General features: G+C 56.0%; 17 protein-coding genes. 5 read left to right on the top strand and 12 right to left on the bottom strand.

What is annotated here, in order from left to right:
- Positions 1–6 precede the first annotated feature (6 nt).
- Together tgt and queA are read right to left on the bottom strand one after the other, a co-directional pair.
- On the bottom strand, positions 7–1,134 hold the full coding sequence (tgt, locus tag ACN9MQ_RS04625) for a tRNA guanosine(34) transglycosylase Tgt (protein WP_020885227.1): 1,128 nt from the start codon (positions 1,132–1,134) through the stop codon (positions 7–9).
- A gap of 53 nt (positions 1,135–1,187) precedes the next feature.
- Positions 1,188–2,258, bottom strand: a complete 1,071-nt coding sequence (queA, locus tag ACN9MQ_RS04620) for a tRNA preQ1(34) S-adenosylmethionine ribosyltransferase-isomerase QueA (protein ID WP_032677507.1) — start codon at positions 2,256–2,258, stop codon at positions 1,188–1,190.
- Between the two features lie 92 nt (positions 2,259–2,350).
- On the opposite strand from queA, the gene acpH reads away from it, so the two are divergent.
- Together acpH and ACN9MQ_RS04610 are read left to right on the top strand one after the other, a co-directional pair.
- Complete coding sequence (gene acpH / locus ACN9MQ_RS04615; RefSeq protein WP_025204983.1) at positions 2,351–2,932, top strand: ACP phosphodiesterase; 582 nt, start codon at positions 2,351–2,353, stop codon at positions 2,930–2,932.
- 127 nt (positions 2,933–3,059) lie between these two features.
- Positions 3,060–3,662 carry a peroxiredoxin gene (locus ACN9MQ_RS04610; RefSeq protein WP_014168840.1) on the top strand — a complete coding sequence of 201 codons (603 nt, stop codon included), beginning with the start codon at positions 3,060–3,062 and terminating at the stop codon, positions 3,660–3,662.
- Between the two features lie 70 nt (positions 3,663–3,732).
- On the opposite strand, the gene ACN9MQ_RS04605 is transcribed toward ACN9MQ_RS04610, so the two are convergent.
- The 8 genes from ACN9MQ_RS04605 to phoB all read right to left on the bottom strand — a co-directional run bounded on the left by ACN9MQ_RS04605 (position 3,733) and on the right by phoB (position 14,220).
- Complete coding sequence (locus ACN9MQ_RS04605) at positions 3,733–5,601, bottom strand: amidohydrolase (protein ID WP_014168839.1); 1,869 nt, start codon at positions 5,599–5,601, stop codon at positions 3,733–3,735.
- A gap of 21 nt (positions 5,602–5,622) precedes the next feature.
- Positions 5,623–6,168 (bottom strand): antibiotic biosynthesis monooxygenase, encoded by a 546-nt coding sequence (locus tag ACN9MQ_RS04600; RefSeq protein WP_014168838.1) that lies wholly within the window; start codon positions 6,166–6,168, stop codon positions 5,623–5,625.
- Between the two features lie 48 nt (positions 6,169–6,216).
- Positions 6,217–6,858 (bottom strand): hydrolase, encoded by a 642-nt coding sequence (locus ACN9MQ_RS04595; RefSeq protein ID WP_014168837.1) that lies wholly within the window; start codon positions 6,856–6,858, stop codon positions 6,217–6,219.
- Positions 6,859–7,058: 200 nt separating this feature from the next.
- On the bottom strand, positions 7,059–8,876 hold the full coding sequence (malZ, locus tag ACN9MQ_RS04590) for a maltodextrin glucosidase (RefSeq protein WP_270292906.1): 1,818 nt from the start codon (positions 8,874–8,876) through the stop codon (positions 7,059–7,061).
- Positions 8,877–9,029: 153 nt separating this feature from the next.
- Positions 9,030–10,403: a proline-specific permease ProY gene (gene proY, locus ACN9MQ_RS04585; protein ID WP_014168835.1), complete on the bottom strand. Its 1,374-nt coding sequence runs from the start codon at positions 10,401–10,403 to the stop codon at positions 9,030–9,032.
- 81 nt (positions 10,404–10,484) lie between these two features.
- The gene (gene brnQ / locus ACN9MQ_RS04580) at positions 10,485–11,804 is read right to left on the bottom strand and encodes a branched-chain amino acid transporter carrier protein BrnQ (RefSeq protein ID WP_014168834.1); all 1,320 of its coding nucleotides are present in this window, start codon (positions 11,802–11,804) and stop codon (positions 10,485–10,487) included.
- Between the two features lie 409 nt (positions 11,805–12,213).
- Positions 12,214–13,509 carry a phosphate regulon sensor histidine kinase PhoR gene (gene phoR, locus ACN9MQ_RS04575; RefSeq protein WP_014168833.1) on the bottom strand — a complete coding sequence of 432 codons (1,296 nt, stop codon included), beginning with the start codon at positions 13,507–13,509 and terminating at the stop codon, positions 12,214–12,216.
- A 21-nt stretch (positions 13,510–13,530) separates the two neighbouring features.
- On the bottom strand, positions 13,531–14,220 hold the full coding sequence (gene phoB / locus ACN9MQ_RS04570; protein ID WP_008503265.1) for a phosphate response regulator transcription factor PhoB: 690 nt from the start codon (positions 14,218–14,220) through the stop codon (positions 13,531–13,533).
- A gap of 187 nt (positions 14,221–14,407) precedes the next feature.
- On the opposite strand from phoB, the gene sbcD reads away from it, so the two are divergent.
- Positions 14,408–15,613: an exonuclease subunit SbcD gene (gene sbcD / locus ACN9MQ_RS04565; RefSeq protein ID WP_032681573.1), complete on the top strand. Its 1,206-nt coding sequence runs from the start codon at positions 14,408–14,410 to the stop codon at positions 15,611–15,613.
- Positions 15,610–18,741, top strand: a complete 3,132-nt coding sequence (gene sbcC / locus ACN9MQ_RS04560) for an exonuclease subunit SbcC (RefSeq protein WP_251884333.1) — start codon at positions 15,610–15,612, stop codon at positions 18,739–18,741. The genes sbcD and sbcC overlap by 4 nt, the downstream gene beginning before the upstream one ends.
- Positions 18,742–18,801: 60 nt before the next feature.
- Here the strand turns inward: sbcC and mak are convergent, their stop codons facing one another.
- The gene (gene mak / locus ACN9MQ_RS04555) at positions 18,802–19,707 is read right to left on the bottom strand and encodes a fructokinase (RefSeq protein ID WP_059306746.1); all 906 of its coding nucleotides are present in this window, start codon (positions 19,705–19,707) and stop codon (positions 18,802–18,804) included.
- A gap of 123 nt (positions 19,708–19,830) precedes the next feature.
- Between mak and rdgC the strand changes: the two genes are divergently transcribed.
- Positions 19,831–20,745 carry a recombination-associated protein RdgC gene (gene rdgC, locus ACN9MQ_RS04550; RefSeq protein WP_014882739.1) on the top strand — a complete coding sequence of 305 codons (915 nt, stop codon included), beginning with the start codon at positions 19,831–19,833 and terminating at the stop codon, positions 20,743–20,745.
- Positions 20,746–20,790: 45 nt separating this feature from the next.
- Here rdgC and ppnP read toward each other — a convergent pair whose 3' ends face one another.
- Positions 20,791–21,078, bottom strand: a complete 288-nt coding sequence (gene ppnP / locus ACN9MQ_RS04545; RefSeq protein ID WP_014168827.1) for a pyrimidine/purine nucleoside phosphorylase — start codon at positions 21,076–21,078, stop codon at positions 20,791–20,793.
- Positions 21,079–21,137: the final 59 nt, after the last annotated feature.

Here is a 21,137-nt window from a genome sequence, read left to right as displayed (position 1 = left end):
TTAAAATTAATCAACGTTCAAAGGTGGAACGGTTCGACCCTGACGTTGGTAAAAATCGGTCACGAAGCTCTCTAATTTACCCTCTTCAATAGCCTTGCGTAAACCAGCCATTAAGCGCTGATAATAACGAAGATTATGAATGGTATTGAGACGCGCGCCCAAAATCTCATTGCAACGATCAAGATGATGCAGGTACGCGCGAGAATAATTGCGACAGGTGTAGCAATCGCACTCGGAATCGAGCGGGCTGGTGTCACTCTTATGCTTCGCGTTACGGATTTTCACCACGCCATCGGTCACAAACAGATGACCGTTACGCGCGTTGCGGGTTGGCATAACGCAGTCGAACATATCAATGCCGCGGCGCACACCTTCAACCAGGTCCTCAGGTTTACCCACACCCATCAGGTAACGGGGTTTATCTGCCGGGATTTGCGGGCAGACATGCTCCAGAATGCGATGCATGTCTTCCTTCGGTTCACCCACAGCCAAACCGCCGACAGCGTAGCCATCAAAACCTATCTCTACCAGACCTTTAACAGAGATATCGCGTAAATCTTCGTAAACGCTGCCCTGGATAATACCGAACAGCGCATTTTTGTTCTGCAGGGAGTCAAAGCGGTCACGGCTACGCTTCGCCCAGCGCAACGACATCTCCATGGAGCGTTTCGCGTAATCCCAGTCGGCCGGGTATGGCGTACATTCGTCGAAGATCATCACGATATCAGAGCCGAGATCGTACTGAATCTCCATAGACTTTTCAGGATCGAGGAAAATCGGATCGCCGTTGATCGGGTTACGGAAGTGTACGCCCTGCTCGGTGATCTTACGGATGTCGCCCAGGCTGAAGACCTGGAAACCACCGGAGTCGGTCAGGATCGGGCCTTTCCACTGCATGAAGTCATGCAAATCGCCGTGCAGCTTCATGATCTCCTGGCCAGGACGCAGCCACAGGTGGAAGGTATTGCCGAGGATAATCTGTGCGCCAGTGGCTTCCACTTCTTCCGGCGTCATCCCTTTTACGGTGCCGTAGGTGCCCACAGGCATAAACGCGGGGGTTTCCACCACGCCGCGATCAAACACCAGGCGGCCGCGACGTGCGCGACCATCGGTGGTATCGAGTTCAAATTTCATTTTTTCTCCGACGTCAGAAAAACAGTCCAACGTTGTAAAACGGTGCCGCGGACTTATTCCCCGACACGCTCATTCAAAGCCTGCGGATTGTACGTGATAAACATCGCGTCCCCGTAGCTAAAAAAGCGATATTTTTGTTCTACCGCAGACTTGTACGCCGCCATGGTGTGCTGATAACCCGCAAAAGCGGACACCAGCATAATCAGCGTTGATTCAGGCAGATGGAAGTTGGTTACCAGGGCATCAATCACGTTGTACTGATAGCCCGGGTAGATAAAGATCTGCGTATCGCCAAAGAAAGGCTCAATCAGGTCATTTTTGGCGGCCTGCGCGGCGCTCTCAAGGGAGCGTACCGACGTGGTGCCCACTGCCACAACGCGGTTACCGCGTGCTTTGGCGGCCAGAACAGCATCTACCACCTCTTGCGGCACTTCGGCATATTCGGAGTGCATGATGTGGTCTTCGATGCTGTCCACGCGCACCGGCTGGAACGTACCCGCACCGACATGCAGGGTCACGAAGGCCATCTCGATGCCTTTCGCGCGCAATTTTTCCAGCAGCGGTTCATCAAAATGCAGGCCCGCCGTCGGCGCGGCGACCGCGCCAGGCTTCTGGCTATAGACGGTCTGGTACAGCTCGCGGTCAGCCTCTTCGTCCGGGCGCTCGATGTAAGGGGGCAGCGGCATATGGCCGATCGCATTCAGAATGTCGAGCACCGTGCGCTCGTCATTGAACGCCACCTCAAACAGCGCATCGTGACGCGCGGTCATGGTTGCACGGATGCTCTCATCATCGCCAAGCAGCAGCTCTGCACCCGGCTTCGGCGCTTTAGAGGCGCGAATATGTGCCAGAATACGTTTATCATCAAGCATACGTTCGACCAGCACTTCAATCTTGCCGCCGCTGGCTTTACGGCCAAACAGACGCGCCGGGATCACGCGGGTATTGTTAAAGACCAGCAGATCGCCAGGGTTGAGCTTGTCGAGCAAATCGGTGAAAGTACCGTGCGTCAGCTCGCCCGTCGGCCCATCCAGTGACAGCAAACGACAGCTACTGCGCTCAGGCATTGGGTAGTGAGCAATCAGGGATTCAGGTAGTTCAAAGGAGAAATCGGCGACGCGCATGACGTATACTCGTGACTTAAAAACAGGCGGCATAGTCTAGTGCTCACACCCTTTTGCTGCAACAACTAGCCGCCCCTGGACAAATAAAACGCATGAATTTTCTCGCTCACCTGCATCTTGCTCATCTCGCTGACAGCTCTCTTTCCGGCAATCTGCTGGCCGATTTCGTGCGCGGTAATCCCGCCGACGCGTACTCCGCAGAGGTTGTCGACGGGATTTTTATGCATCGCCGTATCGACGTACTGACCGATAACCTGCCGGAAGTCCAGGAAGCCAAAGCGTGGTTCCGCCCTGAAACGCGGCGCGTCGCACCGATCACGCTCGATGTAATGTGGGACCATTTCCTCTCGCGGCACTGGGAAACACTCTCTCCTGAGATGCCCCTAAACGCGTTCGTGCGCTATGCCCACCAACAGGTGTCCATTATTTTGCCGGATTCGCCGCCGCGCTTTGTGAATCTGAATAACTATCTCTGGTCAGAACGCTGGCTTGAGCGCTATCGCGAGATGGACTTTATACAGAATGTGTTAAACGGGATGGCGAGTCGCCGACCGCGACTCGACGCGCTGCGCGACTCCTGGCATGACCTGGACGCCCACTACGAGGCGCTGGAGACGCGGTTCTGGCAGTTCTATCCGCGTATGATGACCCAGGCGAAAAACAAACAGCTATAACAGAAATGCCATTGATAGGTGAAAGCTTGCTGAACGATTGTTAGCGCCTCTTTGTCTTATCAATGAACACTCTCTATACTGGGCGGCGTTGCGTTCCAAATAACCTTAGTATCTACAGGAGAATCACATGGTTCTGGTAACTCGTCCGGCTCCGGATTTTACAGCTGCAGCAGTTCTGGGCAACGGTGAAATCGTTGAAAACTTCAACTTCAAACAGCACACCAACGGTAAAGCGACCGTTCTGTTCTTCTGGCCAATGGACTTCACTTTCGTTTGCCCGTCTGAGCTGATCGCATTCGACAAACGTTACGAAGAATTCCAGAAGCGTGGCGTAGAAGTTGTAGGCGTCTCCTTCGACTCTGAATTTGTACACAACGCATGGCGTAACACCCCTGTCGACAAAGGCGGCATCGGTGCGGTGAAATACGCAATGGTTGCGGACATCAAACGCGAAATCCAGCAGGCTTACGGTATCGAACATCCGGACGCTGGTGTTGCACTGCGCGGTTCTTTCCTGATCGACGCAAACGGCATCGTTCGTCACCAGGTTGTTAACGATCTGCCACTGGGTCGTAACATCGACGAAATGCTGCGCATGGTTGACGCGCTGCAGTTCCACGAAGAGCACGGTGAAGTGTGCCCGGCTCAGTGGGAAAAAGGTAAAGAAGGTATGAACGCGTCTCCGGACGGCGTTGCTAAATACCTGTCTGAGAACGTATCCAGCCTGTAATCGGCACGGTTTACGGAAAAGGCCCGCATCTGCGGGCCTTTTTGTTTTGTACGATCTCGCTATTCACACGTTAAAACGCGAAGCACGAACACCCCAGAACGCCCCAGAATGCCTGGTCATCAGATACCGGGATATCCGATTGCCGCGCAATACCGTGCGCATGGCCATGCACTCCGCAGCTACCAATGCACTGGTGCATCTGTACCACCGCCCCCACTTTGCTGGCTGCAGGCGGCGCAGAGCGGTAATGCCCCGGGACTTTCACGACCGGTGACCACGACGGCACAACCGGGATCGGCGGCGGTGACAGCGGACTGAAATGACCGGCGGCATACACGACCTTGCCATCCACAACGGTCAGCACCGATTCAATGCCCTTGATCTCCTCTTCCGTCACGCTGAAGTAATCTTTCGACAGCACCACCAGGTCCGCAAGCTGCCCTTCAACCAGACGGCCTTTTTTACCCTGCTCGCTGGAAAACCACGCGCTGCCTGCGGTCCACAGCTCCAGCGCTACCTCACGCGGCAGGCGGTTATTGTCGTCATACATCGCCAGGCCGCCGACGGTTCGCCCGGAGACCAGCCAGTAGAGCGCCGTCCATGGGTTATAGCTCGCCACACGGGTCGCGTCAGTACCTAACCCAACCGGCACGTCAAGTTCCAGCATTTTCGCCACCGGTGGCGTGTGTTTCACCGCCTCTTTGCCGTAGCGGTCGACGAAATATTCGCCCTGGAACGCCATACGGTGCTGCACCGCAATACCGCCCCCCAACGCTTTGACGCGCTCGATATTACGCTCGGTAATGGTCTCCGCATGGTCAAAGAACCAGTGCAGCCCGTTAAACGGAATCTCACGGTTCACCTTCTCAAAGACATCCAGCATCCGGCTGATGGATTCGTCATAGGTGGCATGCAGTCGGAACGGCCAGCGGTTTTCCACCAGGTGGCGCACCACGCGTTCCAGCTCGTCTTCCATCCCTTGCGGCAGATCCGGGCGCGGCTGGAGGAAATCTTCAAAATCCGCCGCCGAGAAGACCAGCATCTCTCCTGCCCCGTTCGCACGATAAAAGTCTGTGCCCTGCCCCGGTTTGAGCATATCGGTCCAGCGCTCAAAATCCTCCAGCTCCTGTTTAGGGCGCTGAGTGAAGAGGTTGTAGGCAATACGCACCGTCATCTGCTCTTTGGCGTGCAGTTCGGCAATCACCTCGTAATCTTCCGGGTAGTTCTGGAAGCCGCCGCCGGCATCAATGGCGCTGGTCAGCCCCAGACGGTTAAGCTCGCGCATAAACTGGCGCGTGGAGTTAACCTGCTGCTCAATGGGGAGTTTCGGTCCTTTTGCCAGCGTGGCGTAGAGGATCATCGCGTTAGGTTTAGCGATCAGCAGCCCGGTCGGGTTGCCGTGGTTATCTCGCACAATCTCCCCGCCCGGCGGGTTTGGCGTCTCTTTGGTGTAGCCGACAGCTTTCAATGCGGCGCGGTTAAGCAGGGCGCGATCGTAAAGGTGCAGGACAAACACCGGCGTATCCGGTGCCGCCTCGTTAAGCTCTTCGATGGTCGGCATCCGGCGTTCGGCGAACTGAAACTCACTCCAGCCGCCCACCACCCGAACCCACTGAGGTGAAGGTGTACGATCGGCCTGATCTTTCAACATCCTTAGCGCATCCGCCAGCGACGGTACGCCTTCCCAGCGCAGCTCGAGGTTGTAGTTCAGCCCGCCGCGGATCAGGTGCAGGTGCGAATCGTTAAGCCCGGGGATCACCGTACTTCCCTTCAGATCGACAATCTGCGTTCCCTGCGTCGCATAGCTCATAATGCGATCGTGGTTGCCCGTCGCCAGAATCTTGCCGTTAGCAATAGCCACCGCTTCCGTGAGCGGGTTTTCGCGATCGAGAGTATGGATCTTACCTTTGGTTAAGATCAGTGTGGCAGTTTGAGACATAACGTACTCCTTTCAGCCGAATCAGGCTTTTTTGAGCCATCCGGCAAACAGACGGGTCACGATGGGCATCCACAGCCAGACCACCAGCGCGACCACACAGGCATCGTTAATCAGATGCAGCAACAACGTACCTTTCAGGCCAGGAAGCAACGCACCGGTGACCAGCGGCACAAGGTTGGTACTGGGGAAGATAACCAGCAGGGTAATGAGAAACTGTTTCCACTGTTTAGGCTTACGCACATGAGGCTCCGGTGGGGTAAACCAGAACGCCGCCTCGGTACGCACTTCGGTTTTATCGCCTTCCGCCAGCAGCGGTTCAATCTCTTTTACCAGCGCATTACGGGTATCGGACTGGGTCCACGCAGAGAGGTGTTCGAGGGTGTCGAAACGGATTATCACCGTCCACAGATGTTGTCCGTCGGTCGGGCGGATGACGTTCGCGCCAAGATGCCCCGGAAATTCCGCCGCGATGGGCATGATCTTACCCAGCCACTGTTCGTATCGCTCAGCCTGACCCGGCAGCAAGGTGTGGGTGATCACCAGCGTGACATGCGATGTGTGCGCCATAATAGTTTCCTGGTCATTAATGGGCGGGAGAACCCCGCCCTGGAAGGTTTACGCTTTGCGTTCTGGCGCACCGTGAACGAGGGTGTAGGCATAGTCAACGCCCATGCCATAAGCGCCGCTGTGCTCACGGACCAGGTCCATGACCGCGTCGTAAGTGCCTTTGCGAGACCAGTCGCGCTGATACTCAAGCAGCACCTGCTGCCAGGTCACAGGAACCGCGCCCGCTTGAACCATACGGTCAATCGCACGTTCATGGGCATCTACGGAGGTACCGCCGGAAGTATCGGTCACTACATAAACTTCAAACCCTTCATCCAGAGCCATCAGCGCCGGGAAGGTCAGGCAAACTTCGGTCCACAGGGCTGAGATGATAAGTTTCTTGCGGCCCGTTGCTTTCACTGCCGCAACAAACGCATCGTCTTCCCAGGAGTTCATAGAGGTACGTTCAATCGGTTTAACCGCCGGGTGAACCGCCAGCAGTTCTGGCCAGATGTATCCGCTAAAGCTTTTTGTTTCGACAGAGGTGTAGATAACCGGAACATCAAAAATTTTGCCTGCTTTTGCCAGAGCCACCGTATTATTCTTTAATAACTGACGGTCAATATTTGCCACGCCAAAAGACATTTGCGGTTGGTGATCGATAAAAATCAGTACGGAATTGGACGGGTCAATCAGTTCACGAATAGACATAAAAGTACCTTTTAATCAATGTGTTAAAAGCCAACGTTTTGGTGTGCTATATGAGAAAGGGCCCTGACTGATAAAGCAATTTGAGTATAGCGAGAATTGATTGAGCGGATAGTAAAGATATTTGTCCCCTCTGTTGAAATTAACCGAACAACTTAGGGGAATTTTCAGCAACCGGGAAATAAACCGGTTGCTGATGACGATTAATTTCCGAACCAGACGGAGGCGGAAATGGCCGGTAGGGAGAGAATGCCTTCCTGAATCGTGCCTTTACCCTCTTTGCGTTGCCACGCCTTCACGTGCAGCAACGGAGAGTCATCCAGCACCACTTCACAGGCTTCTCCGCGGTTGATGGCGACCAGCACGCGTTGCTGGTTGTAGACGCGGGCAAACACCACCACGTTATCGTGGGCATACACCACCTGACAGCCACCGTAACGCAACGCCTGGTTCTGTTTACGAAGCTTAGCCAGACGCTGGTACAGGGTGAGCAGCGCCTTGTCCTGCTTCGCCGGATCCCAGGGGAAGGTTTTGCGGCAGAAGGGATCGTTGTTCCCCTCCAGCCCCACCTCATCACCGTAGTAAATGCACGGCACGCCAGGCCAGGTGAAGAGCCAGGTAACGGCCAGCGGCAGACGTGCCACATCCTTGCCAAGCAGGGATTTAAAACGTGCGGTATCGTGGCTGTCCAGCTGGTTAAACATCCGCAACTGCTGCTGATGCGACAGGCTGGCGCGGTAGTTATCCATCCATGCCATACAGGTTTCGGCGTCGATATGCTGCGGATCGTAAGAGATATCGGTGTTCGCCAGAAATCCCCATAGCGGGAAGGTAAAACCGCGGTAGTTCATGGCCGAGTCTTCTGCATCGGCTTGCAGCCACTGGCGTGCATCGCCAAAATGCTCGCCAAAGACAAAGGCCTCCGGCTGCGCGGCTTTCGCTGAGCGGGTGATACCTGCAACGTGCTGAAGGTTATTACGCGCTCCGCCCGCTTCACCCAGCATATGCACCACGTCAAGACGCCAGCCGTCCATGTTCCATGGTGCCTTAAGCCAGTGGCGGACAATGCTGTCTTCACCGCCGTAGATTTCGCTGACCAGAGAAGGCGACTGGAAATCCAGCTTCGGCAGGCTTGGGTAGCCCAGCCAGTCCAGCGCGTAGCCCTCTTCATTAAAGCTGTACCAGTCACGCTGCGGCGAATCCGGGTTATGGCATGCCCCGCTCATCGACTGGTTATGACGGTCAAACCACGCGTGCGAATCCCCGCTGTGGTTGAACACGCCGTCCAGAATCAGGCGCATCCCTTCGTTTTTAGTGTTCTGTCGCAGGCGCAGCAGCGCCGCATCGCCGCCAAACTGCTCATCAACATGACGATAATCTTCGGTGTCGTATTTATGCACGCTCGGGGCTTTAAACACCGGGTTAAGGTACAGCGCCGTCACGCCCAGTTTTTTCAGGTACGGGAGTTTTTCGCTGATCCCGTCGAGATCGCCACCGTAAAACGTCGAGCCACCCGCCTGCGCGGTCAGCGGTTCATCCCATGCTTTGAGGATAATGTCGTGACCTGCTGCGTGGTGGTAATACACCTTGTCCTGGTCTGCAGTGCGCTTTTCGCTGCGGGCAAAGCGGTCCGGGAAAATCTGGTAAAACACCTGATCGTTAACCCATTGCGGGCCATTGTCCGGGTAATCGACGGCAAACTGCTCCAGCCGGGCCGGCGGAAAACGGCTAAACCCCTGCGGGGTAAACCACAGCTGGCGGTTATTCCACAGCAGTTTAAAACTGTAGCGACGACGCGGCTGTCCACGGGTTAAATCGATGTTTGCCCGCCACGCCGTGATCCCGGGCTGCGGCTGGCTGCGCTGCTTATGCATTTTCAGCGCGGTCTCTTCGTTATCAATTTCGGCGCGTAGCGTCACGCGTTCAGGCTGATTTTCCCCCGCCAGCCAGAGCGTAATCACAAGGTTGTCTTTGTTTTGCTTAACAAATGGGGCAACCGGAAGGTGCCAGGCGTTTAACATCACGAATCCCCTTTGATGAAATTGACGTCACCTTGCCACAGGGTGGTTAAGGTTAGCTCATCATGACGAGGTTTATTGAGGGAGGAGGACGGGGGAGGAGGCATCAGCGTGAGCGGATGCCTCCTTCCAGTCCCTCTGCGGGGAGAGGGAAGTTTACTGTGCCTGCGCCAGCTGACGGTCGCGGCGGCATTTGAACATCCAGCCCAGCAGCAGCAGGACGATCCACGCGCAGCCCACGTAAAGGGAGATACGGGTATCCGGATGATAGCCAATCAGGGCGATGATAAAGACCAGGAAGACCAGACCGACAGCGGTTGTCACCACCCCACCCGGCACTTTGAACTTCAGCGCTTTCGCCTCTTCCGGTGACAGACGGCGACGGAACGCAATCTGCGACAACAGGATCATGATCCACACCCACACGGTCGCGAAGGTCGCCAGCGACGCAATCACCAGGAACACATTCTCCGGCATGATGTAGTTCAGGTAGACCGACAGCAGCAGGGCTACGGTCATTACCATTACCGTCACCCACGGCGTGCCGCGACGAGAGGTTTTGGCAAACACCTTAGGCGCACTGCCCTGCTCCGCCATTCCGTGCAGCATGCGGCCCACGCCAAAGACGTCACTGTTGATTGCCGAAAGCGAGGCGGTCAGCACCACAAAGTTCAGGATGCTGGCGGCAAACGCGATGCCCATATGCTGGAAGGTCAGCACAAACGGGCTGCCGTTAGTGCCCACCTGGTTCCACGGGTAGATGGACATAATGACGAACAGCGTCCCCACATAGAACACCAGAATACGCATTGGCACTGAGTTGATGGCGCGCGGAATGGATTTCTCCGGATCTTTCGCTTCCCCGGCGGTAATGCCGATAATCTCGATCCCGCCGTAGGCAAACATGACCATCTGCAGCGACATCACCATGCCGAGCCAGCCGTTGCTGAAGAAGCCACCGTTGCTCCAGAGGTTATGGATCCCCGTTGGCTGACCGCCGTTGCCGATACCCCAGATGATGATCCCGAAGCCCGCGATAATCATGATGATGATGGTGGCAACTTTGAAGAAGGAGAACCAGAACTCCAGTTCACCGAACACCTTCACGCTCATCAGGTTGACGGCACATATGATCAGGACCACGCTCAGCACCCAGATCCAGTGCGGAACCGCGGGGAACCAGACGCCCATGTAGATGCCAAAGGCGGTAACGTCGGCAATAGCCACAATCAGAATTTCGAAGCAGTAGGTCCATCCGGTGATGAAGCCCGCCAGCGGGCCTAAGTTTTCCTGCGCATAGCGCGAGAACGAACTGGCAGACGGATTGTGAACCGACATCTCCCCGAGGGCGCGCATGATAATATACGCGGCCACGCCACCGATGATGTAGGCCAGCAGAACGCTGGGACCGGCCATTTTAATGGCATCTGCCGAGCCATAAAAAAGACCGGTACCGATAGCGGATCCCAGCGCCATAAAGCGAATGTGGCGGGTACTGAGTCCACGTTTGAGTTTGTTAGTGCTTTCCATTTAAATCTTGCCATTCAACTCGAAAAAAACAAAAAACCACGGGGCCTTAAGCCCCGTGGTTAAACAGTTTGTTGCCGTTGATTAATGGGCGTTCGATGCGACCTGACGCCCTGCAGCACGATCCCAGATAATGGCCAGAACCAGTGCAACAACGGTAGGCATCAACCAGGCCAGGCCTTGCTCGGACAGCGGCAGACGCTGTGTCCAGGCTGGCAGTATTTGCGCAAAGGCGGATGCTTTAATCCCGTCAAGGATACCAAAAATCAGGCTGATAAACATGGCTGGCGCAATAATTCGCGACGAGTTGTTCCACCACGGGCGGGTGAAGCTCAGCACCACCAGCACGATACATGGCGGATAGATGGCCGTCAGCACCGGGATAGAGACCTGAATCAGGTGGCTCAGACCGAGGTTTGACACCGCCATGGAGAAGATGCCCAGGATAAAGACCAGCGTGCGGTAAGAGAGCGGCAGATACTGAGCAAAGAACTCAGCGCAGGCGCAGGTCAGCCCCACGGCGGTGACAAGGCACGCCAGGAAAATCAGTACCGCCAGCAGCAGGCTACCCGCACCACCAAAGGTGTGCTGTACGTAAGCATGGAGGATCGCCGCGCCGTTGGCATTTTGATCGACCAGTATGGCGCTATCTGAGCCCAGGCGGAACAGCGCCAGGTACAGCAGCGTCAGCCCCACACCGGCCATCAGGCCAGCCCAGATGGTGTAGCGAGTCAGCAGACGCGCTTCCGTTACGCCGCGGGAACGAGCGGCATTCACGATAACAATACCAAACACCATTGCGCCCAGCGTATCCATCGTCAGGTAGCCGTTCACAAAGCCGTTGGAGAACGCGGCGTTTTTATAGGCGTCCATCGCATCGCTAATCGGGCCTGCGGGCCAGACGATGGCTGCAACCGCCAGCACAATCAGCGCCACGATTTTCAGCGGAGCCAGGAAGTTACCCACGGTATCCAGCAGCTTGCCCGGATAAAGGGAAACCAGAATCACAATCGCGAAGTAGATCAGGCTGTAGATAAACAGCGGCATCGCGCCATCGCCAGTGAGCGGGGCAATCCCCACTTCGAAGGATACGGTCGCGGTACGCGGGGTCGCAAACAGCGGGCCAACGGCCAGATAACAGACGGTCGCCAGCAGAATGCCGGCCACTTTGCCAATCGGGGTGCTGAGGCTATCAACGCCACCACCGACTTTCGCCAGCGCGACGACGGTCAGTACCGGCAGACCCACAGCAGTAATCAGGAAACCAAACGCAGCGGTCCAGACGTGTTCACCCGCCTGTAAGCCAACCATTGGAGGGAAAATGATGTTGCCTGCGCCAACGAACAGCGCAAATGTCATAAAGCCCAGCGCGATGATGTCACGCGATTTTAAGTGATGGGTCATAAAACCTTACTGCCTGTGGATGTGGTGTTGAAAACATTGAGATTTTCGCTATCCCTGACGGGACGATACAGCGGAAAATTTGCTCAATTTCAGCGGGATATGCTCCCGTCCTGGCGTGGAGAAGAATAGTTTTTCGATTTACCACGCAAATACAGTCGGTATGACAGTATCTGGGGCGCAATTTAAACGCTTATAACGTTTAAAGGCAAGATGGGATCGTGAAACCAGAACAATATGCCAGCATCAAAAATCAGGCCAGCACAATACGCTAATTATAAGAAAAACCCATGGCTAATCATGCGAACAAAAAACAGCCAGCCGTATAATATTCAGCCGCGTTTCGCTTGACTGCAAAGCAAACGGGCCAGCAAACGCTGGCCCGTGGAAAGGTAAACTGACACGCCTGTCGTCAGGCGATCTTTTTGGCAATTAATCGTTCCGGGATAACGAAACTGAAGCGGGTTCCCTTACCCAGCGTGCTTTGAATATCGAGACGGCTTTCATGGTGATTCACCGCGTGTTTCACAATAGCCAGCCCCAGACCGCTGCCGCCGGTCTGCCGTGAGCGCGCTTTATCCACCCGGTAGAAGCGCTCGGTCAGACGCGGGATGTGTTCAGGTGCGATCCCCGGCCCGTTATCCTCTACGCTGAACTCAGCGCCCGTTGGCGTGTGCTGCCAGCGCACCACGATATCCGTCCCCGCTGGCGTATGATTCACCGCGTTATACACCAGATTGGAAATGGCGCTGCGCAGCTCATCTTCGCTGCCAAGCACCTTGAGCGTGTTGTCGACCTCGAAGGTCAGCTGATGCATTTTATGGCTTAACGTCTGCGCTTCGCGCTCCACCACCCGCAGCATCATCGGAACATCAATGGTGTCATTCAATGCCAGCGAGGGGGCGGCCTCAATTTTCGAGAGCGTCAGCAGCTGTTTCACCAGCCCTTCCATACGGTGCGTTTGTTCACGCATCGTATGCAACGCTTTCTCGCGCGGCGCGCCTTCCAGCGTTTGCTCCTGCATCATCTCCAGGTACCCCTGAAGCACCGTCAGCGGAGTGCGTAATTCGTGGCTGACGTTGGCAAAGAAGTTGCGTCGCGCCCCTTCCAGCTGGTGCATCTGGGTGACATCACGGGCAACCATCAGCCACTGCTGGTCGCTGTAAGGCATCACACGGATTTCCAGATGGCGCCCATTATTGAGCTTCAGGTTGTGGGGGCGGGTAAAATCACGCTTTTTCAGGTACAGCGTGAACTCGGGGTAACGCAGAAGGTTGAGGATGTTCTGGCCATTATCGTCCGGCCAGCGCAGGCCCAGCAGCTGTTGCGCGAGGCCGTTACACCAGAAGATCGTCCCTTCTTCGGTCGTCAGAATGACAGCATCCGGCAGCGACTCAGCGCCGCTACGGAAGCGTTTGATCAGGCTTCCCAGCTCCCGACGCCGCTTTTTGTTACGCATCTGCATCTGGTGCAGACCGTACAGCAGCGGCTCCCAGCTTCCGCTTCCCGGCGGAGGCGTCATACTTCGGTCAACCCACAGCCACCACGAGAGGCGCAGCAGGTTCCAGAAATGCCAGATCAGAAGCCCGGTAACCGACGCCAGCAGAAACCACGGCAAATATCCAAGAAAGGCCCCCAGAATGAAGGCCGGAATACAGCATAAGATCAGTTCAAAGACGAGCCTTTTCCATGACAGACGTTCCAGCACGCGTCACACTCCTGTCATTGTTCAGAAACGGGTTGAAAAACGATAACCCGTGCCGCGGACCGTCTGCACCATGCGATCGTGGCCGCTCAGTTCCAGCGCTTTTCGCAGGCGGCGGATATGTACGTCAACCGTCCGGTCTTCGACATACACGTTAGTTCCCCAGACGTTATTCAGCAACTGTTCGCGGCTGTATACGCGCTCCGGGTGAGTCATAAAGAAATGCAGAAGTTTAAATTCGGTAGGCCCCATATCGAGGGGATTTTCACCGGTCATGACGCGGTGTGAGGTAGGGTCAAGGCTCAGTCCCTGCATCTCAATCACCTCTTCCACCGCCATCGGTGAAATGCGGCGCATCACGGCTTTAATGCGGGCAACCAGCTCTTTCGGTGAGAACGGTTTGGTAATGTAATCGTCCGCCCCCGTTTCCAGACCGCGTACGCGATCCTCTTCTTCACCGCGCGCCGTGAGCATCACAACCGGTATGTCGCGGGTTAGCGCTTCACGTTTCAGGTGTTTGATAAACTGCAGCCCGGAGCCGCCAGGCAACATCCAGTCGAGCAGAATCAGATCGGGCCAGGGTTCATTCAGCTGGTTCACCGCGCTGTCATAATCTTCCGCCTCAACCGGCTGGAAGCCATTTTGCTCGAGCACGAAGCACACCATTTCACGAATCGGAGCTTCATCTTCTACGACCAGAATACGTCTCGCCATACTTTGCCCTGTTTTATCTTATTTAAGTTACAAGTTTGTAATGCGGCGTCATTATGCGTCAGATTTATGACAGATTTATGAAAAACAGTACCACTATAAAGGGCAAACTGTTGTTTTATTACAGCGGTTATTTTCTGTTCCCTGACAGTTTATAATCCTGCTTTCTCTTTTTCGCCACGGATCAGCAATGCGCATACTACACACCTCTGACTGGCATCTGGGTCAAAATTTTTACAGCAAAAGCCGGGCGGCTGAACACGAAGCGTTCCTGAACTGGCTGCTGGATACGGCCCGCTCTCATGAGGTGGACGCCATTATTGTGGCGGGTGACATCTTCGATACCGGCTCGCCCCCCAGCTATGCGCGCGAGTTATATAACCGTTTTGTCGTCAATCTGCAGCAAACGGGCTGTCATCTGGTGATTGTTGCCGGCAACCATGATTCCGTCGCAACGTTAAATGAATCCCGCGATATTCTGGCGTTTCTCAATACTACCGTGGTGGCCAGCGCAGGACATGCGCCGCAGATCCTGAAAAAGCGCGACGGGACGCCGGGTGCGGTACTGTGTCCGATCCCATTTTTACGCCCGCGCGATATTGTCCAAAGCCAGGCGGGGCTTTCCGGCGCAGAAAAACAGCAGCATTTGCTGCAGGCCATCACCGACTATTACCACCAGCAGCATGCCCAGGCCTGTGCCCTTCGCGGCGACCAGGCGATTCCGGTGATTGCCACCGGGCACCTCACCACCGTTGGGGCCAGCAAAAGCGACGCGGTGCGTGACATTTATATTGGCACGCTGGATGCTTTCCCGGCACAAAACTTCCCGCCCGCGGATTATATTGCCCTCGGGCATATCCACCGGGCGCAGGTTATCGGCGGCTGCGAGCACATTCGCTACTGCGGTTCGCCCATCTCGCTGAGTTTTGATGAGACCGGCAAAGCCAAAAGTGTCCATCTGGTGAGCTTTAGCGACGGCAAGCTCAGCGCCGTTGACACGCTGGAAGTGCCCGTCACCCAGCCGCTGGCGGTGCTGAAAGGCGATCTGGACGCCATCACCGCCCAGCTTGAACAGTGGCGCGGCGTGGAACAAAACCCGCCGGTCTGGCTGGATATTGAGATCGCCAGCGGCGACTACCTGCATGATGTACAGCGTAAAATTCAGGTACTCACGGAAGACCTGCCGGTAGAGGTGCTACTGGTGCGCCGCAGCCGCGAGCAGCGCGAGAAAATTCTGCTCGGCGCTCAGCGCGAAACGCTCAGCGAACTCAGGGTGGAAGAGGTTTTTGAACGCCGGCTCTCCCACGAGGAGATTGACGACGCGAAACGCGCACGGCTGAACGAGCTGTTTACGCACACCCTGCATGCCCTGAACGATGAGGAAGAAAACGCATGAAAATCCTCAGCCTGCGTCTGAAAAACCTCAACTCACTGAAGGGTGAGTGGAAAATCGATTTTACCGCGGAGCCGTTTGCCAGCAACGGACTGTTTGCGATTACCGGGGCTACCGGCGCAGGGAAAACGACCCTGCTCGACGCCATTTGTCTGGCGCTGTATCACGAAACGCCACGCCTGCAGAAAGTCTCCCAGGCACAAAACGATTTGATGACGCGCGACACGGCCGAATGCCTTGCCGAAGTTGAGTTTGAAGTCAAAGGTATTGCCTATCGCGCTTTCTGGAGTCAGAACCGCGCGCGAAATCAGCCCGACGGTAATCTTCAGGCCCCACGCGTCGAGCTGGCACGCTGTGAGGACGGTAAAATTCTGGCCGACAAAGTGTCGGATAAGCTGGAACAAACGGCCGCCCTCACCGGGCTGGATTATGGCCGTTTTACCCGCTCAATGCTGCTCTCGCAGGGGCAATTTGCCGCCTTCCTCAATGCCAGACCTTCCGACCGCGCCGAACTGCTGGAAGAACTGACCGGAACCGAGATCTACGGTCAGATTTCCGCCATGGTGTTTGAGAAACACAAAGCCGCACGTAACGCCCTTGAGGTGTATGAAGCACAGGCTGCAGGCGTCGTGTTGTTGAGTGAAGAGCAACAGCAGCAGTTACAGCAAAGTTTGCAGGCACTTACTGACGAAGAGAAAACGCTGCTGGCGCAACAGCAGAATCAACAGAAAGATTTTCAGTGGCTTACGCGCAATGACGAGCTCATACGTGAGCAGCAGCGCGTTGCCACCTTACAGCAACAGGCGCAACAGGCGCTGACCGAGGCTGCGCCCGAGCTGGCAACGCTCCAGCTTGCTCACCCCGCCGCCCAGCTGCGTCCACTGTGGGACAGCCAGCAAGAGCAAACCACCCGGCTGGGGCAAACGAAGCAGCGCATTGTTGAAGTAAATGCTCGCTTACAAGCAAAAACCGCGCTGCGCTCGCGTATCCGTAATACGGCCCAGCGTAGCCATGCACAACTGCAGACCGACCTTACGGCGCTGGCACAGTGGCTGGCAGAGCACGAGCGGTATCGTCAGTGGGGCCAGGAGATAGCAGGCTGGCGCGCCCATTTTGCACAGCTGAATCGCGATAAACATCAGATCGCCACGCTTTCCACGCGCATTGCTGAATTACGCCAGAAGCTGGCAGAGATGCCGGAAAACGCCCTGACGCTCACGGCTGACGAGGTCAGCGTGGCGATGGAGCAACAGGCTCAGTCACGGACTTTCCGCCAGCGGCTGATGTCGCTTCAGGCCCGTTATCTGCCGCTACAACAGCGTCTGCGCCAGAACGGTGAAAGCCTGCAGAAAGCCCAGGCAGAGCAGGTAAAACTCAATGAAACGCTGACGCTGCGTCGCCAGCAGTACAAAGAGAAAAACCAACATTATCTGGATCTTGAAACGCTCTGCAGACAGGAAGAGAAGATTAAAAGTCTGGAGGCAGAGCGTGCGCAGCTGCAGGCGGGACAGCCCTGCCCGCTGTGCGGCTCAACCTCGCACCCGGCAGTCACGGCCTATCAGGCGCTGGAGCTGAGTGCCAACCAGCAGCGTCGCGACCAGTTAGCCAAAGAGGTCGCTGCACTTAAAGAGGAAGGATTGTTAGTTCTCGGTCAGGTGAATGCCCTGACCCGGCAGATCCAGCGTGAGACAGACGACGCTCAGACGCTCTCTCAGGAGGAGCAAGCGCTCACTAAAGAGTGGCAATCGGTTTGCGCGTCCCTGAATATCACTCTGAATATTCAGGAAGATATTGCCCCGTGGATGAACGAACAAGAGCAGTATGAGCGTCAGCTTTACCAGTTGAGCCAGCGTCTGACGCTGCAGCAACAGCTGAATGAACAGGACGCGCAGGCGCGTCAGTATCAACAGCAGCTGACGGCCACGCGCCAGGCGCTGGAAACGACCCTGCTGACGCTGTCACTCAACGTCCCGGAAGAAGGCACAGAGGCTGCCTGGCTGAACGAACGAGAAACCGAGTTCGCACAGTGGCAGGAAAAACAGACTCAGCATGGCGTCATGCAGGAGCGCATGACGGCTCTGATGCCGCTGCTCGACACCCTGCCCGCCACAAACGACACAGAAACCGAACCGGCCATTCCTGATAACTGGCGCGAAACGCACGACGAATGCGTTTCTCTTCAGAGCCAGCTTGCTACATTGCAACAGCAGGAAAGCCTCGAAAGCGAGCGACTGCAGCACGCCACGACGCATTTTACCGCCGCACTGACCGCAAGCTGCTTCGCCGATCGGGAGGCCTTTCTGGCTGCACTGCTTGATGAAGAGACTATCCGCCGTCTTGAACACCGTAAGCAGACCCTGGAAAACCAGCTTCAGCAGGCAACCGCGCTGTTCGCACAGGCAAACCAGCAGCTGCAGGCTCATCAGACGCAGCGACCGGAAGGGCTGGAACTCGACGCGCCAACCCTGCAGTTGCAGCTACAGCAACTCGGGCAACAGCTTCGGGAGAACACCACTCATCAGGGTGAGATCCGCCAGCAGCTTAAACAGGACAGCGATAACCGTCAGCACCAGCAGGTGCTCATGCAGCATATTGAAGAGGCCGCGCGGCTGGCCGATGACTGGAGCTATCTGAATTCGCTGATAGGTTCCAGCACCGGCGACAAGTTCCGTAAGTTTGCCCAGGGGCTCACGCTGGATAATCTGGTCTGGCTTGCCAACCAGCAGCTAAATCGCCTGCACGGGCGCTATTTGCTGCAGCGCAAGGTCAGCGATGCGCTGGAACTCGAAGTGGTGGATACCTGGCAGGCGGACGCGGTGCGCGATACCCGTACCCTCTCCGGCGGCGAAAGCTTCCTTGTTAGCCTGGCACTGGCGCTGGCGCTTTCCGATCTGGTGAGCCACAAGACACGCATCGATTCGCTGTTCCTGGATGAAGGCTTCGGCACGCTCGACAGCGAAACGCTGGATACCGCCCTGGATGCGCTCGACGCGCTGAACGCCACCGGGAAAACCATTGGCGTGATTAGCCACGTCGAGGCGATGAAAGAGCGGATCCCGGTGCAGATCAAAGTGAAGAAGATTAACGGGCTGGGGTATAGCAAGCTGGATAAGGTGTTTGCGGTGGAGTGAGGGTGCCCTGCATAAGGGCACCCTCATCCCGCCCCTCTCACGTAGGGAGAGGGAGAATGGCTATAGCGGCCAGAGCCACGCGGCGCCGCGCACGCCGCTGGAGTCCCCGTGCACCGCTTTGCGGATCGGGGTTTCACACTCGCCGCCGAAGACCCACTGCTTCACCAGATTCGGCACCGTGGCATATAAACGGTCGACGTTGCTCATCCCGCCGCCGAGCACAATCACGTCAGGGTCAAGGATATTCACCACGTGCGCCAGGGATTTCGCCAGCCGCATTTCATAGCGGCTGAGAGCCAGCTCAGCCACCGGATCGTGTTCCCCGACCCGGCGCATAATCTCGTTCCCCTTGAGTGGCTGGCCACTCAGGCGGTGGTAATCGGTGGCAAAACCGGTGCCGGAGATAAACGTCTCAATACAGCCCTGCTTGCCGCAATAGCACGGCACCTCGGCGCGGTATTTAAGTTCATCTTCATCCATCCACGGCAGGGGGTTATGTCCCCACTCGCCCGCCGTACCGTTGCCGCCAATATGGGCACGCCCGCCCAGGGCCACGCCTGCGCCACAGCCGGTCCCGATAATGACCGCAAAAACGGTCTGGGCCCCTGCGGCGGCACCGTCAATGGCTTCGGAGACGGCCAGACAGTTGGCGTCATTTGCCAGACGCACTTCCCGGTTCAGGCGCTGACTTAAATCTTTATCAAAAGGCTGACCGTTGAGCCAGGTGGAGTTGGCATTTTTAACCACCCCGGTATAGGGCGAGATTGAGCCCGGGATCCCCATCCCAACGGTGCCGGTCTGCCCTGTCGCCTGCTCAGCCATGTCGACCAGCCGGGCAATCGTCTCGATAGTCTGGTGATAATCATCGCGCGGCGTAGGCAGACGGTGGCGGAACAGTTGCTCCCCCTGCTCGCTCAGTGCGATGACTTCTGTTTTGGTGCCGCCCAAATCAATCCCAATACGCACAAGACACTCCTCATTATTTTGATTATCAACAGAGTAGAAGCCCGCTTCCCGATTAGCAATGCAAGCGATGCGACAATTCGTTATCATGCCCGCTGATTTAACGACAAGGCCGTGGAAATTATCATGCTGTGGTTCAAAAATTTGATGGTTTACCGTCTCAGCCGCGACGTTTCGCTGCGTGCAGAAGAGATGGAAAAACAGTTAGCCGCTTATAGCTTTTCCCCTTGCGGTAGCCAGGATATGGCCAAAACCGGTTGGGTTCCTCCAATGGGTTCACAAAGCGATGCATTGACCCACGCCAGCAGCACGGGTCAAATCATCGTCTGCGCCCGCAAAGAAGAAAAAATTCTGCCCACGCCGGTGGTCAAGCAGGCGCTCGAAGCGAAAATTTTCAAGCTTGAAGCCGAACAGGGTCGCAAGCTGAAAAAAACCGAAAAAGATTCGCTGAAAGACGAAGTTCTTCACTCTCTGCTGCCGCGCGCCTTTAGCCGTTTCAGCCAGACAATGATGTGGATCGATACCGTTAACGGGCTGATCATGGTGGACTGCGCCAGCGCCAAAAAAGCGGAAGATACGCTGGCCCTGCTGCGCAAAAGCATCGGCTCGTTACCGGTCGTTCCGCTGGCGCTGGAAACGCCGATTGAACTGACCCTGACCGAATGGGTGCGCAGCGGTACAGCGGCCCAGGGCTTCCAGATCCTTGATGAAGCCGAGCTCAAAGCCCTGCTCGAAGATGGCGGCGTGATCCGCGCGAAAAAGCAGGATCTGGTGAGCGACGAGATCGCCGTACATATTGAAGCGGGCAAAGTGGTGACCAAACTGGCACTCGACTGGCAGCAGCGTATTCAGTTTGTGATGTGCGATGACGGCTCGGTGAAGCGTCTGAAATTCTGCGATGAGCTGCGCGATCAGAACGAAGATATCGATCGTGAAGATTACGCCCAGCGCTTTGACGCGGACTTTATCCTGATGACCGGAGAGCTGGCAGCGTTAATTCAGAATCTGGTAGAAGGCCTCGGCGGCGAAGCGCAGCGGTAATGCCTGCAGTGACCCTCTCCCGACAGGGAGAGGGTATAAAACGTTTTATTTCAGGTAGCGGCACAGATAAGAGGTCGGTTCAGCAACCTGCAGATGGAATTCGCTGTGGCCAGGGACGTTGAACGCTTGTCCGGCAGAGTAAACTTTCCATTCTGTTTCCCCCGGCAGTAAGACGTTGAGCGCACCGCTGATCACCGTCATCTCTTCAGCTTCGGCTGTACCAAAGGTGTATTCCCCTTCAGCCATAACGCCGACACTGGCGCGGCCAGTGCTGCTGCTGGTAAAACCAATGGATTTCACTTTACCGGAAAAGTATTCGTTACTTTGAAGCATGAACTGGCCCTTATATTTTTAGATAAAAATTCACTATAGGGGCCATGATCATCACCTGT

The sequence above is a fragment of the Enterobacter sp. R-25 genome (assembly GCF_049913205.1).
Classification (GTDB): domain Bacteria; phylum Pseudomonadota; class Gammaproteobacteria; order Enterobacterales; family Enterobacteriaceae; genus Enterobacter; species Enterobacter ludwigii.
The sequence above is the reverse complement of the archived record's forward strand: the minus strand, read 5'-3'. Positions and strand labels throughout refer to the sequence as shown.

Coding starts and splice junctions, on each gene's coding strand:
- ACN9MQ_RS04595 (WP_014168837.1), bottom strand. CDS start 6,858: ATGTCTATTCGTGAACTGATTGACCCGTCCAATTCCGTACTGATTTTT.
- sbcD (WP_032681573.1), top strand. CDS start 14,408: ATGCGCATACTACACACCTCTGACTGGCATCTGGGTCAAAATTTTTAC.
- sbcC (WP_251884333.1), top strand. CDS start 15,610: ATGAAAATCCTCAGCCTGCGTCTGAAAAACCTCAACTCACTGAAGGGT.
- acpH (WP_025204983.1), top strand. CDS start 2,351: ATGAATTTTCTCGCTCACCTGCATCTTGCTCATCTCGCTGACAGCTCT.
- brnQ (WP_014168834.1), bottom strand. CDS start 11,804: ATGACCCATCACTTAAAATCGCGTGACATCATCGCGCTGGGCTTTATG.
- ACN9MQ_RS04600 (WP_014168838.1), bottom strand. CDS start 6,168: ATGGCGCACACATCGCATGTCACGCTGGTGATCACCCACACCTTGCTG.
- ACN9MQ_RS04610 (WP_014168840.1), top strand. CDS start 3,060: ATGGTTCTGGTAACTCGTCCGGCTCCGGATTTTACAGCTGCAGCAGTT.
- phoB (WP_008503265.1), bottom strand. CDS start 14,220: ATGGCGAGACGTATTCTGGTCGTAGAAGATGAAGCTCCGATTCGTGAA.
- ppnP (WP_014168827.1), bottom strand. CDS start 21,078: ATGCTTCAAAGTAACGAATACTTTTCCGGTAAAGTGAAATCCATTGGT.
- rdgC (WP_014882739.1), top strand. CDS start 19,831: ATGCTGTGGTTCAAAAATTTGATGGTTTACCGTCTCAGCCGCGACGTT.
- queA (WP_032677507.1), bottom strand. CDS start 2,258: ATGCGCGTCGCCGATTTCTCCTTTGAACTACCTGAATCCCTGATTGCT.
- tgt (WP_020885227.1), bottom strand. CDS start 1,134: ATGAAATTTGAACTCGATACCACCGATGGTCGCGCACGTCGCGGCCGC.
- malZ (WP_270292906.1), bottom strand. CDS start 8,876: ATGTTAAACGCCTGGCACCTTCCGGTTGCCCCATTTGTTAAGCAAAAC.
- ACN9MQ_RS04605 (WP_014168839.1), bottom strand. CDS start 5,601: ATGTCTCAAACTGCCACACTGATCTTAACCAAAGGTAAGATCCATACT.
- proY (WP_014168835.1), bottom strand. CDS start 10,403: ATGGAAAGCACTAACAAACTCAAACGTGGACTCAGTACCCGCCACATT.